Origin of the sequence: Streptomyces sp. W16 (genome assembly GCF_033194735.1) — a bacterium.
GTDB lineage: Bacteria > Actinomycetota > Actinomycetes > Streptomycetales > Streptomycetaceae > Streptomyces.
In genome coordinates this window covers 1-13,162 of record NZ_JAWOAI010000059.1, presented here as the reverse complement: position 1 = coordinate 13,162, position 13,162 = coordinate 1, and the positions used below count along the sequence as shown (strand labels likewise).

The window sequence follows — 13,162 nt, the reverse complement described above, 5'->3', positions numbered from 1 at the left end:
GGCCGAAACGTTCGTTCAGCGGCCTACGTCCCCGATCAGCAAGTGAGTTGAGCATCCGCCCAGTCCGCGTGGTCCGAGTCGATCCCGTCGCCGCCGTCGGTGACGACGAGTCGGACCACCTGGGCGCCGGTCACGTCCGCCGTGACCGGCTGGGCGGGCATCGCGTTGGTGAGGACGCCGGTCGAGGCGACCTTGGTGCCGTCGGCCCAGATCTCGAAGGCGACGGTCCCGTTGGCCCCCTTCTCGTCGTCCACACCGACGTCCGCGGTGACCTTCTCGCACGCCTTCCCGGTGTAGTACGCCACCTCGCTCTCGGCGTGCACACCGAGCCCCTTGGCGTACACCACTCCGCCGAGGGTGATCGGATGACCGTCCCCCGCCGCGCTCTCCCCGTTGCTGGTGTCGCGCTCAACGGGCCCCCATCCATTGGCCGTTGACATCCACGGAAGGTTGCCGAGGTACGAGGTCCCCGCGGGCGGAGCGACCACCACGGACGCGGTGAACGGCAGGATGTTGGTGACGCGCGTACCGCTCGGCGAGCGGTAACTCGCCTTCAGCGCAAGGTCGTACGACCCCGTGGGCGTCCCCTGGGGAGCGGTGACCGTCCACTTGGTGCGCAGCGATCTGCCGGTCGGCACGGCCTTCGCGGTCGTCGACGACCTGGGCCGGATCTTCCAGCCGGCGGGCCCGGTCAGGGTCACGGAGACGTGCTCGGCGGTCGTACGGCCGAGGTCGGTCACTGTGGTCGTGAGCGGGGTGGGCGTCGCCGCCTGGACCAACGGGGCGCTGCCCAGGCCGAGTTCGACGGCGGGCGGGTTCTTGACCGAGTTGCGGTCGGCCAGGACCCGTACGAGGACCGTGCCGTGGGCCGGGACGGTCGCGGAGATGGCGCCCGCGGTGTTGTAGCTCTTGTGCTGCCACAGGTCGCGCAGGGTGTAGGCGCGGGCGGCCGGGAGGCCGACGGCTGCCGCGGTGGTGGCGATGCGCTGGGCGCTGCCGGACTCGTTGAAGAGCGCGACCGTACGGCTGCCGTCCTTCATCTCCTTGGCGACGACCCAGCGTCCGCCCTCGGACGTGACAACGTTGCCCTGCTTGCCCAGCGGGTCCTGGTCGACCGCGATGACCTCCTTGTTGTCGAGGATGTCGAAGGTCGCGGGGGTCGCCGTGCGCAGGTCGGAGCCGATGAGGAGGGGCGCGGCCATGATCGACCACATCGAGAAGTGCGAGCGGTACTCGGTGTCCGTCATGCCGCCGTTGCCGACCTCCAGCATGTCGGGGTCGTTCCAGTGCCCGGGACCGGCGTACGGAGCAAGTGGCAGGTTCTGCTTGAGGATCGACAGCATCGAGCCCCAGTTGTCGCTGATGTCACCGGTGGTGCGCCACAGATGTCCGACGTCCGCGGCCCACTCCCAGGGCTTGTTCTCGCCCCACTCGCAGATGCTGAAGACGATCGGGCGGCCGGTGGCCTTCAGGGCGTCGCGCATGGTGTTGTAGCGCAACTTGGCGTCCACGCCTTGGTTGTTGCAGTTGTCGTACTTGAGGTAGTCCACGCCCCAGTCGGCGAACTGCTGCGCGTCGCTGTACTCGTGGCCCAGGCCGCCGGGGAATCCGGCGTCGTTGCACGTCTTCGTGCCGGCGCTGGTGTAGATGCCGAGCTTGAGCCCTTTGGAGTGCACGTAGTCCGCGACGGCCTTGATGCCGTGCGGGAAGCGGACGGGGTCGGGGACGAGTTTGCCGTCGGCGTCACGGGACGGCAGGGCCCAGCAGTCGTCGAGGTTGACGTACTGGTAACCGGCGGCCTTCAGGCCCTTGTTGACGAAGATGTCCGCGATGCCCTCGACCATGGACTCGTTGAACTCGGCACGGCAGTTGGTGGAGTTCCAGTTGTTGAAGCCCATGGGTGGCGTGAGCGCCTGGCCGTCGGCCAGGGCGGGGGAGACGGGGTCCTGTACGGGGGCGGCGACGGCGGGCGCGGCGAGGCCCGCCGTGCACAACAGCCCTGCGGCGAGCGCTCCGAACATTCTTCGGCGGGTCGTGCGGGTATGAGGGTGACGCATCGTTACGTTCCTCCGGACTCGCGAAAGATGGGATCACTTCCTGTGCATGTCATGTGCGCGATTACGTTAGGACGTGTCGGACTCTGTTGGAAGGGTTGCGTATTAGTTGTTCGATATTTCGCTGGATGAGTTTTGAACACGTTCAACTTTCTGCGCTAGGCTCACTCCGAACAGAAGGGGGAGCCCTGTGAAGATCGTCATCCCCGGCGGTACGGGACAGGTGGGCGCGATCCTCGACCGCGCCCTGACCGAAGCCGGCCATGAGGTCGTCGTCCTGACAAGGCGGCCGACGCGCGACCGCGAGGTGTGGTGGGACGGCGAGCACCCGGGCTCCTGGGCCCGGGAGATCGACGGCAGCGACGTCGTGATCAACCTGGCGGGCCGCAGCGTCAGTTGCCGCTACACCCCTGCCAACCTGAAGGCCATGATGGACTCGCGCGTGCACTCCACCCGGGTGGTCGGCGACGCGATCGCCGCCGCCGTGCACCCGCCGCGCGTCTGGCTGCAGATGAGCACCGCCACCGTCTACACCCATCGCTACGACGCCCCGAACGACGAGGCCACCGGCCTGATCGGCGGCGCCGAACCCGACGTCCCCGGCTACTGGTCGTACAGCGTCGAGATCGCCAAGAACTGGGAACGCGAGCAAGAACGCGCCGACACCCCGCACACCCGCAAGGTGGCCCTGCGTGCCGCCATGGTGATGAGTCCCGACCGGGGCGGTGTCTTCGACGTCCTGTCGGGGCTGGTCCGGCTCGGGCTCGGTGGTCCGGTCGCGGGCGGCGCCCAGTACGTCTCCTGGATCCACGACCAGGACTTCGTCCGCGCGGTGGAGTTCCTCGTCGCTCGGGAGGACATCAGCGGGCCGGTGAACCTCGCCGCCCCGGGGCCGCTCCCGCAACGCGCCTTCATGCGCGTCCTGCGCGCCGCCCGGGGCATCCCCGTGGGCCTGCCCGCCACCAGGTGGATGGCCGAGCTGGGCGCCTTCGCGCTGCGCTCGGACACCGAACTCCTTTTGAAGAGCCGGCGGGTCGTCCCGGGGCGGCTGCTGGCGGAGGGGTTCACCTTCGACCATCCGCAGTGGCCCGAGGCGGCCGTCGACCTCGTGCGACGTGCGCGCGGCGGAGCGGTTTCCACCCGGTGGCCGGTCCGGGCGTGACCCCGGCGCGCTTCGTCAGTTGAACGGGGCATGAAGAAGCGCAGCATGCTGGCCATCGCCTCCCTCGCCACCGGGTTCGTCGTCGCCGCGATCACTCCGTCGCACTCCCACGACCACGACGTACTCGGCGATCTGAACGTCAAGGACACCGTGGGCTCCATGGACCACCTCGTCAGCGACGGCAGCTTCGCCGTCGACGAGAACGCCCTCGGACAGAACAGCTGAACACGGTCACAAGCGTGCGGCGCCGGTGTCTCCTCGGAAGGGGCACCGGCGCCGTCGTATGTGGCCTCTCAACTGGGGCTGGTTTCCGTGGCAGGGTGGAACGGGCAAGCCTCAGGGGGCCAATAGAAGAGGGGGAACTGTCCGTGATCGTCTGGATCAACGGTGCGTTCGGTGCAGGCAAGACCACCACCGCACGGGAACTGATCGACCTGATCCCGAACAGCACGTTCTTCGACCCCGAGATCATCGGCGGGGCACTCCCGAACCTGCTCCCGCCCAAGCACCTCGCGGAGGTCGGCGACTTCCAGGACCTGCAGATCTGGCGACGGCTCGTGATCGACACGGCCGCCGCCATGCTCGCCGAGCTCGGCGGGACCCTCGTCGTCCCGATGACCCTGCTGCGCCAGGAGTACCGCGACGAGATCTTCGGCGGCCTGGCGGCCCGCCGGGTCGCGGTCCGGCATGTTCTCCTCGCCCCGGCGGAAACGATCCTGCGCGAGCGGATAGCCGGCCGGGAGATCCCGCCGGACCTCCCCGACGGCGAGCTGCGGATGCAGCAGTGGGCGTACGACCACATCGAGCCGTACCATGCCGCACTCGCCTCCTGGCTCACCGCCGACGCTCATCTCGTCGACACCAGTGCCCTCACCCCGTACGAGACGGCCCGCCGGATCGCCGAGGCCGTCGGCAGCGGTACCGTCCCGGTCTGCGACATCGTGCAGACCCCGGAGCCCACCTCCGAGACCGTCGCGGCCGGAGTGCTCCTCTTCGACGAACAGGACCGGGTCCTGCTCGTCGACCCCACCTACAAGGCCGGCTGGGAGTTCCCCGGCGGTGTCGTCGAACCCGGCGAGGCACCCGCCCGGGCCGGTATGCGCGAGGTCACCGAGGAGACCGGCATCGTCCTCGACGACGTACCCCGGCTGCTCGTCGTCGACTGGGAACCACCTGTGCCGCCCGGCTACGGCGGTCTGCGCCTGCTCTTCGACGGCGGCCGGCTGAGCGCCGCCGAGGCGGACCGACTGCTGCTGCCCGGACCGGAGTTGCGCGGCTGGTGCTTCGCCACCGAACAGGAGGCGGCCGATCTACTGCCGCCGGTCCGCTACGAGCGGTTGCGCTGGGCGTTGCGGGCCCGCGAGCGCGGGGCCGCGCTGTATCTGGAGGCGGGTGTGCCGGTTGGCTGACGACACGTCAATTTGCGGTCTGATCAACGATGTTGGACGGGACTTTGCCTTTTCGGGGACGCGACCTGGTGATTTTGCGGGGTGTGGGTCATTCCGATAACAAAGCGAGGGCGAATTGTCGCCTTCCCGGTATGAACAAGAACGTGAAGAAGGTACATCGGAGCTCTAACGTCTTTGCGCAGCTCAGTTCTCTCGCGGCCGCCAGCCGCCTTGACGGGACCGGACCTTTCGCCGGTCGAAGGAGAGGAACATGCGCGCGCCATCCTCGGCCCTCACCCGGGCCCTCACCCTCGCCGCCGGGCTCACCCTGGTGCTCACCGCCTGCAGCAGCGGCGGCGGGGGCGGCGGCTCCAACAAGGGCAGCTCGGCCGGACTCACGTCCTGCAACACCGTGGGCAAGGCCAACACCTGCAACTCGGCCGCCACCAAGTCCGGCGGAACGTACACCTATGTGCTGGAGAAGAACATCCAGCAGTGGAACGTCCAGGACGTCAACGGCAACACCTTCGAGAACGGGGAGGCCCTGGAGGTCGTCCTGCCGCAGGTGTTCATACCCCAGCCGGACTTCACCGTCGCTCTGAACACCGATCTGGTGACCTCGGCGACGCAGACCAGCACCAGCCCGCAGACCATCGTCTACAAGATCAACCCAAAGGCGGCGTGGAACGACGGGACGCCCATCACCGCCGACGACTTCACCTACTACTGGCGCACCAACAACGGCAAGGACTGCCCGCCGCCGCCCGCCAGCGACTCCAGCCAGACCCATGGCTGTCTGCCGCAGAGCACCGCGGGCTACGACCGGATCAAGTCCCTCACCCCGTCCGACAACGGCAAGACCTTCACCATGGTGATGACGAAGCCGTACTCGGACTGGAAGTCGCTGTTCGGCGCGGGTTATCCGCTCTATCCGTCCCACACCGCGGAGAAGATCTCCGGCGCCAAGGTCGGTGACGCCGCCGCCATGACGGCCACTCAGATGGCGCAGGCCTGGCAGTACTTCCAGAAGACGCCGCCCACCAAGTACCCCACCGCGGGCGCCTACAAGATGCAGCAGTGGGTCGACAACGACCACGCCACCTATGTGCCCGACCCCAAGTGGTACGGCGCGAAGAAGGCGACCCTGCAGCGGCTGATCTTCAAGGTGATCTCGGACGCGACCCAGGAGCCAACGGCCCTGAAGAACAACGAGGTTCAGGGCATCTACCCGCAGCCCGAGGTGGACCTCGTCAACCAGGTCAAGGACATTCCCGGCATCACCTACAACATAGGCAACGGGCTGACCTGGGAGCACTTCGACCTCAACCTGCACGACCCGGTGCTCGGCAAGTATCTGGCGCTGCGTCAGGCGATGTTCACGGCGATCAACATCAAGGACATCATCGCCAAGACGGTCGGCCAGTTCGACCCGGCCGTGAAGCCGCTCGGCAGCCACAACTTCGTTCCCGGGCAGGCCGGTTACAAGGACCTGGTCAGCGCCACCGGCCAGGGATCGGGTGATCTGACCAAGGCGAAGAAGTACCTCACGGACGCCAAGTTCACCGGTGTGGGAACGGCGTTGAAGACTCCGGACGGAAAGGCCGTCGGACCCTTCAACTGCCGCTACACCACCGGCAACCAGATCCGGCAGAGCGAGTGCCAGATCCTGCAGAGCAACCTGGCGAGCCTCGGCATCAAGATCACCATCAAGCCGATCGGCGCCGCCGACCTCGGCACGGTCCTCGCCGGGCACCAGTACGACATCATCGTCTTCGCCTGGGTCGCGGCACCGTTCCCGACCAGCAACGCCCAGCAGAACTGGTTCACCGGCGGTGGCGGCAACTACGGCGGCTACAGCAACAAGACGGCCGACTCCCTGATCTCCCAGGCCGTGGGCGAGACGGACGCGACCAAGGCCGCGGCCCTCCTCAACCAGGCCGACCAGCTCATGGTGAACGACGCCTACGTCCTGCCGCTGTACCAGAAGCCGACGTTCTTCGCCTCGCAGACGCGGTTCGTGAACATGCGGAACAACTCCACCAATGTCGGACCGGCCTACAACACGGGCACCTGGGGCCTGAAGAAGTAGCCCACGGCCCAAGGTAGTTGGCTCCACCGGCACGCCTGTCGAGCCCGGCCCCGGCGACACCGGGGCCGGGCCCCGACCACGGACGGCATCACCGACCCGCCGGCCTCCGAGAGAAGACCGCATGCTCGCCTACACCGTGCGCCGCATCCTCGTCTCCATACCCGTCCTCATCGTCTCGACGTTCATCGTGTTCCTGGTCGTCATCAACTCCGGTGACCCGGTGGCCAACTTCGCCACCTCACGGCAACCCGCGCCCAGCAAAGCGGCGGTGGCCGCTTTTGCCGGGCACATCCACGCCAACCAGCCGGTGATGGAACGCTATTGGAACTGGATCACCGGTGTCCTGCACGGCGACTTCGGCCCGTCCGTGCAGGCCAACCTGAACATCGGGCACGACCTGTTCACCCGTTTCAAGGTGACCATCACCCTGGTCGCCGCGGCGATGATCCTCGCGCTGGTCATGGCCGTCGTCTTCGGCGTGTTCAGCGCCATCCGCCAGTACTCCGCCGCCGACTACACCATCACCTTCTTCGGCTTCCTGTTCCTCGCGATGCCGGTGTTCTGGTTCGCGGTCCTCCTCAAGCAGGCCGGAATCTGGTTCAACGAGAAGACCGGCAGCCAGTTCCTCGGCACCATCGGCGAGAAGTCCCCGTACCTCGAAGTCGACACCACCTGGAACGAGTTCACCGATCACGTGGGCCACCTCATCCTGCCCACCATCACCCTCGCGCTGGTCTCCTTCGCGTCCTGGACCCGCTACACCCGCGCCTCCATGCTGGAGGTCCTCAACAGCGACTACGTACGGCTCGCCCGCGCCAAGGGACTGCGGCGCGGCAAGGTGATGACCCGGCACGCACTGCGCACCGCCCTCATCCCGCTCGCCACCGTCACCGCGCTCGACATCGCGATCATCCTGGGCGGCGCGGTGATCACGGAGACGATCTTCCAGTGGCACGGCATGGGCGAGATGCTGGTGCAGGCGGCGACCACGCTCGACGTCTACCGCACCATGGCCTGGCTGTTGCTCTCCGCCGTCGTCGTCATCGGGTTCAATCTCATCGCCGATCTCCTCTACGCCGTACTCGACCCGAGGATCCGCTATGACTGACATCGAGGCACCGGGGTCCGCGGGCACTCAACTGCCGCCCGGCGACCGCGAGTTCACCGTACGGCAGCGCACCCAGACCCAACTGGTACTGCGCCGCTTCGTGCGGCACCGGGCCGCGATGGTCAGCCTGGTCGTGTTCGTGCTGATCCTGCTCTGGGCGTTCATCGGCCCGCACCTGTGGCACTACTCGTACGAGAAGTACACCGAGGACAACTCCAAACCGCCGTCCTGGAAGCACCCGTTCGGCACCAACTCCTCGGGATACGACGCCTACGCACAGGTCATGCGCGGCACTCAGACCTCGCTGAAGATCGCCATCATGATCGCGCTCGGCTCCACGCTGGTCGGCGCGATCTGGGGAGCCATCGCCGGCTTCTACCGGGGTGTCGTCGACGCGATCATGATGCGTATCGCCGATCTGGTGCTGACGCTGCCCCTGTTCGCGATCGCGCTGGTCATCTCCTCCCGCACCGGCGGCTCCTGGTACTGGATCGCGATCGTGATCGCCGGACTGACCTGGGCGTACGTGGCCCGCGTCGTGCGCTCCTCGGTGCTGTCGCTGCGCGAGAAGGAGTTCATCGAGGCGGCGCGGGCGCTCGGCGCCTCCGACGTGCGGATCATCTTCCGACACCTGCTGCCGAACGCCCTCGGCCCGATCATCGTCAACGCGACGATCCTGGTGGCGACCGGCATCCTCACCGAGACGGCCTTGTCCTTCCTGGGCTTCGGTGTCCAACCGCCCGACACCTCACTGGGGTTGCTGGTGTCCCAGGCCCAGACGGCGGTCGACACCCGGCCCTGGCTCTTCTACATCCCCGGCGCGTTCATCATCGCCATCGCACTGACCATCAACTTCATCGGCGACGGACTGCGCGACGCCTTCGACCCCCGGCAGCAAAGGGTGCGACAGTGACGACCACGAGTCATGGAGTGCGCGAGGTCCCCGTGACGTCCGCGGTGCTCGAAGTCGAGGACCTCAGCGTCGAGTTCGGCACGGAGGACGGCACCGTACGGGCCGTACGCGGTGTCGGTTACCGGCTTGACCGGGGCGAATCGCTAGGTATCGTCGGCGAGTCCGGGTCCGGGAAGTCGGTGACCGCCCTCGCCGTGATGGGGCTGCTGCCGACCGGCGCCAAGGTGCGCGGCTCGGTCCGCTTCGAGGGCACGGAACTCCTCGGCCTGTCCGACGCGCGTCTGTCCGACCTGCGCGGCAGCGGCATCGCGATGATCTTCCAGGACCCGATGACCTCCCTCAACCCCGTCTACAACGTGGGCTACCAGATCAGCGAGACCCTGCTCCGCCACAACCCCGAGATGAAACACAAGGACGCCCGCAAACGGGCCGTCGAACTGCTCGGCACGGTCGGCATCCCGAGCCCCGAGCGGCGCGTCGACAGCTACCCGCACGAGATGTCGGGAGGCATGCGCCAGCGCGTCGTCATCGCGATAGCCATGGCCAACGACCCGGACGTGATCATCGCCGACGAGCCGACCACCGCCCTCGACGTCACCGTGCAGGCGCAGATCCTCGAAGCCCTGGAGACCGCCCGCGCCGAGACCGGCGCGGCACTCGTCCTCATCACCCATGACCTGGGTGTGGTGGCCGGCCACACCGACCGGGTCGCGGTCATGTATGCGGGCCGGATAGTGGAGACCGGCTCCGTCGAGGACATCTTCTACACCCCGCGCATGCCCTACACCCTCGGCCTGCTCGGCTCCCTGCCCCGCCTCGACCGCGAGGAGGCGCGCCTCACTCCCATCACCGGGTCACCGCCGAGCCTGCTCAACCTGCCACCGGGCTGCCCCTTCTCCCCCCGCTGCCCGATGAGCCGGGACGTGTGCGACACGGACGAGCCCGCCCTGCGCAGGGCCGGCAGCGACCTTCACCTCAGCGCCTGCCACTTCGCCGACGAACTCGTCGACACCGGCGCCGACCAGGTCTTCGACGCGGTCGGCGCGGACACCGAGGCCCTGGCCCGGTTCGCCGACGCGGCCCCCGCCACGAACCCCGGGGAGGACCCCGTATGACCGCGCCCGCGCAGGCCGCAACCCCCCTGCCGCCGCTGCCCGGCCACGGCGGCACCGGCGAACCGGTCCTCCAGGTACGGGACTTGGTCAAGCACTTCCCGGTCATGTCCAAGGGCCTCATCCGCCGCCGTGTCGGCGATGTGCACGCCGTCTGCGGAGTCTCCTTCGACCTGTACGAGAACGAGACCCTGGGCCTGGTAGGTGAGTCGGGCTCCGGCAAGACCACGATCTCCCGCACCGTCCTCGGCCTGGAACGGGCCACCTCGGGCCAGGTCCGCTACCGGGAACACGAGCTGACCCAGCTGAGCAGACGTCAGATGCGGCCCCTGCGCCGGGAGTTGCAGATCGTCTTCCAGGACCCGTACGCCTCGCTCGACCCACGGATGACCGTCCACGAGATCGTCGCCGAACCGCTGCGCATCCACGGACGGTACGGACCCGCGGCGAAGGGCGAGGTGAGCGAACTCCTGCGGCTGGTCGGACTCAACCCCGAGCACGGCAACCGCTTCGCCCACGAGTTCTCCGGCGGACAGCGCCAACGCATCGGCATCGCGAGGGCGTTGGCCCTGCGGCCGAAGGTCGTCATCCTCGACGAACCGGTGTCGGCCCTCGACGTGTCCATCCAGGCGGGCGTCCTCAACCTGCTGATGGACCTGCAGAGCGAACTGAGCCTGTCCTTCCTGTTCGTGGCCCACGACCTGTCGGTGATGCGGCACGTGGCGGGCCGGGTGGCCGTCATGTACCTCGGCCGCCTGGTCGAGATCGCCCCGGCCCGACAGCTCTTCGCCCGCCCGGCACATCCGTACACCCAGGCCCTGGTCTCCGCCATCCCGCTGCCCGACCCGCGCAAGGAACGCGCCCGGAAACGGATCACCATCCAGGGCGACGTCCCGAGCCCGGTCCGCCCGCCCAGCGGCTGCCGCTTCCGCACACGGTGTCCCAAGTTCGCGAACCAGCTGACCGAGAGCGAACGCGCGTCCTGCGTGGAGGAGGTGCCGGCGCTGGTCGACCGGGGTGGGGGGAACCCGGTTGCTTGTCACTATGCGGAGAGCGTGGAGCTGTTGTAGGCGAGGCCGAGTTCCTCGGCGGACGGGTATGGAGCCAGCCTGCTCTCGTCGCACAGACGGCGGTTGAAGTCGCCTACCGTCGCGCCGAGTTGGGCGTACCGGGAGATGAGCCCGGCGGCGGCCTCGGGGATGCCCTCGGGCCGTTTGCCGTCGGCGCACGCGCGGATGAAGTCCTCGCGCTCGTCGCTGCCGTAGCCGTACAGGTCCACGACGAGCCAGTGCACCAGGTAGGAGAAGGCGTAGGCGCGGTCGTAGTGAAGGTGGCGGTCGTAGAAGTCGCGTTCGTCCGCCGCGAGTCGGAAACGCGGGCAGAGTGCGAGGCCGTAGTCGGCGAGGTAGAGCTGCTGTCCGTCGGTGAGGATGTTCTTGAAGTGGACGTCGAAGTGGGTGAGTTGGTGCTCGCGGAGGAAGCCGGTGACGGCTTCGAGGCCCTGCTCGACGAGGGCGCAGGCGGTGTCGGGGTCGTCGGTGCGCAGCTGCTCGGAGAGCCAGTCGTGGAGGGTGTGCGGCAGGTGTTCCATGAACAGGGTCATGCTCGCGGACGCCGTGCGCAGGGCCTCGATGTGTTCACGTCCGGCGCCCCAGTAGGCCACGGTCCGCTCCACGTCGGCGAGTTCGTCGGGGAGTGACTGCTCCGGGTCGGGCAGGACCCGCCAGTGGTGCAGCAGCGGGAAGCCCGAAAAACGGTCGGACAGAACCCAGTTGGTCGTCATCTCGTGGACGGCCAGCTCCCGCCAGACGCCGAAGCCGGGGCTGGGGAGCGCGCCGATGCCGTAGTGGCAGAAGGCGGGCGTCCCGAACACGTTGGCCGTGGACCGGACGTTCTCCGGCCGTCGCTCCAGATCCGTGAGCGGCATCCGCTTCCCGAACACCCTTCTGCCGTCCACCTCGATCAGCACCGAGCGACCGCCGATACCCGACCCCAACGGCGTCCCCGCGTCGACCAGTTCGGCGAGTTCGTGGTCGGAGAGGAGGGCGAGGGAGGTGGCGATGTCACTGTGGGCGATGAGGCGCTCGGTGCGGGACATGGGTTCATCCTCGGCGTGGGGCGGTGTACTTGTCCGCCGATCTCCGAAGTGCCGACCCGGCTCCTCCGATCACCGGATCACCGTGACCGAAACAGGCCACATCCGGATCGAGAGCCGCCAGCCGGTGGAAGGAGGCGACGGCCCGCGCCCGGTCGAGGTTGAACACGCCGAGCATCACCTCGCCGTCGACCGGTGACGCGGCGACGGCGTCTCCAGTGAACAGCACACCGTGCTCCCGCAGATGGAGCGCGATGCTGCCGTCCGTGTGGCCGGGGACGTGGACGACACGAGCGCCGCCTCCGAAGTCGAGGACGTTACCGTCCTCCAGCTCCACCACCAGACACGGGTGTTGGACGTCCCCTGGTGGCAGATGCTCGACCGCCTCCGCATGGATCGGCCGCTCCCAGTCCTCGAACACCGGTGGTGGGCCCGGCACTTCACCCCGCACAACCGGAGCGTCCAGGCGATGCGCCAGCACCTCCGCACCGCCCAGCGCGGAGAACTCGGCTGCCCCGCCCATGTGATCCTCGTGGAAATGGGTGAGCACGATCCGCCTCACGGCCCCCGGATCCCGCCCAAGCGAGGTGATCGCCGCCGCGATCGGCGCTCCGGAGCCCACCGGTCCCGCGTCGATCAGCGTCAACTCCTCGTCGTCGTACCAGAGATAGGCCTGGCCGACCGCGAAGCGCAGCAGGTGGAGACGGGGAAGGATCTCGACGACGTCCATGGAAAGACCGTAGAGATGGCCCCCGCCCGACGGCGAGGGCCCTCTGCTGTGGGCAGAGCGGGTCAGTTGCCCGCGTACTTCTGAAGGAACAGCGCCTCCGCCACCGACAGCCGCTCCAACTCCTCCGGGGACACGCTCTCGTTCAGCGCGTGGATCTGGGCCTCCGGCTCGCTGAGGCCGATGAGGAGGATCTCCGCCTGGGGGTAGAGGGCCGCGAGGGTGTTGCACAGCGGGATGGAGCCGCCCTGGCCCGCGTACTGCATCTCCTGGCCGGGGTAGGCGATCGCCATCGCGTCGGCCATCGCCGTGTACGCCGGGCTGGTCGTGTCGGCGCTGAAGGGCTGGCCCTGGCCGATCTGTTCGGTACGGACGCGGGCGCCCCAAGGGGTGTGGGCCTCCAGGTGGGCCTGGAGCAGCCTGGTCGCCTCGGCCGCGTCGACGCCCGGCGGGACGCGCAGGCTGACCAGCGCGCGGGCGCCGGCCTGCACGGACGGGGTGGCGCCGACGACCG

11 protein-coding genes and 1 pseudogene are annotated in these 13,162 nt (G+C 68.2%); 8 read left to right on the top strand and 4 right to left on the bottom strand.

Annotation, left to right across the window (positions count from 1 at the left end):
- Positions 1-35: 35 nt before the first annotated feature.
- Positions 36-2,021 carry an NPCBM/NEW2 domain-containing protein gene (locus R6V09_RS10835; protein ID WP_442810018.1) on the bottom strand — a complete coding sequence of 662 codons (1,986 nt, stop codon included), beginning with the start codon at positions 2,019-2,021 and terminating at the stop codon, positions 36-38.
- A 223-nt stretch (positions 2,022-2,244) separates the two neighbouring features.
- Between R6V09_RS10835 and R6V09_RS10830 the strand changes: the two genes are divergently transcribed.
- The 8 genes from R6V09_RS10830 (at position 2,245) to R6V09_RS10795 (ending at position 10,896) form a co-directional block, all read left to right on the top strand.
- Complete coding sequence (locus R6V09_RS10830) at positions 2,245-3,216, top strand: TIGR01777 family oxidoreductase (RefSeq protein WP_317881152.1); 972 nt, start codon at positions 2,245-2,247, stop codon at positions 3,214-3,216.
- A 30-nt stretch (positions 3,217-3,246) separates the two neighbouring features.
- A complete protein-coding gene (locus tag R6V09_RS10825; RefSeq protein ID WP_317881151.1) occupies positions 3,247-3,441 on the top strand; it encodes a hypothetical protein in 195 nt (64 codons plus the stop codon).
- Positions 3,442-3,584: 143 nt separating this feature from the next.
- Positions 3,585-4,625, top strand: a complete 1,041-nt coding sequence (locus R6V09_RS10820) for an NUDIX hydrolase (RefSeq protein WP_317881150.1) — start codon at positions 3,585-3,587, stop codon at positions 4,623-4,625.
- Between the two features lie 250 nt (positions 4,626-4,875).
- The gene (locus tag R6V09_RS10815; RefSeq protein WP_317881149.1) at positions 4,876-6,693 is read left to right on the top strand and encodes an ABC transporter family substrate-binding protein; all 1,818 of its coding nucleotides are present in this window, start codon (positions 4,876-4,878) and stop codon (positions 6,691-6,693) included.
- 121 nt (positions 6,694-6,814) lie between these two features.
- Positions 6,815-7,801: an ABC transporter permease gene (locus R6V09_RS10810; RefSeq protein WP_317881148.1), complete on the top strand. Its 987-nt coding sequence runs from the start codon at positions 6,815-6,817 to the stop codon at positions 7,799-7,801.
- Positions 7,794-8,714 (top strand): ABC transporter permease, encoded by a 921-nt coding sequence (locus R6V09_RS10805; protein WP_317881147.1) that lies wholly within the window; start codon positions 7,794-7,796, stop codon positions 8,712-8,714. Before R6V09_RS10810 ends, R6V09_RS10805 begins: the two co-directional genes overlap by 8 nt.
- Complete coding sequence (locus R6V09_RS10800; RefSeq protein ID WP_442810016.1) at positions 8,711-9,829, top strand: ABC transporter ATP-binding protein; 1,119 nt, start codon at positions 8,711-8,713, stop codon at positions 9,827-9,829. The genes R6V09_RS10805 and R6V09_RS10800 overlap by 4 nt, the downstream gene beginning before the upstream one ends.
- Positions 9,826-10,896, top strand: a complete 1,071-nt coding sequence (locus R6V09_RS10795; protein ID WP_317881146.1) for an ABC transporter ATP-binding protein — start codon at positions 9,826-9,828, stop codon at positions 10,894-10,896. Before R6V09_RS10800 ends, R6V09_RS10795 begins: the two co-directional genes overlap by 4 nt.
- On the opposite strand, the gene R6V09_RS10790 is transcribed toward R6V09_RS10795, so the two are convergent.
- From R6V09_RS10790 to R6V09_RS10780, 3 genes and pseudogenes are all read right to left on the bottom strand, one after another.
- On the bottom strand, positions 10,869-11,924 hold the full coding sequence (locus R6V09_RS10790; RefSeq protein ID WP_317881145.1) for a protein kinase family protein: 1,056 nt from the start codon (positions 11,922-11,924) through the stop codon (positions 10,869-10,871). The genes R6V09_RS10795 and R6V09_RS10790 overlap by 28 nt on opposite strands.
- A gap of 4 nt (positions 11,925-11,928) precedes the next feature.
- Positions 11,929-12,651 carry an MBL fold metallo-hydrolase gene (locus R6V09_RS10785; RefSeq protein WP_317881144.1) on the bottom strand — a complete coding sequence of 241 codons (723 nt, stop codon included), beginning with the start codon at positions 12,649-12,651 and terminating at the stop codon, positions 11,929-11,931.
- Between the two features lie 62 nt (positions 12,652-12,713).
- A pseudogene (locus R6V09_RS10780) lies at positions 12,714-13,162 on the bottom strand (dipeptidase); the annotation flags it as partial.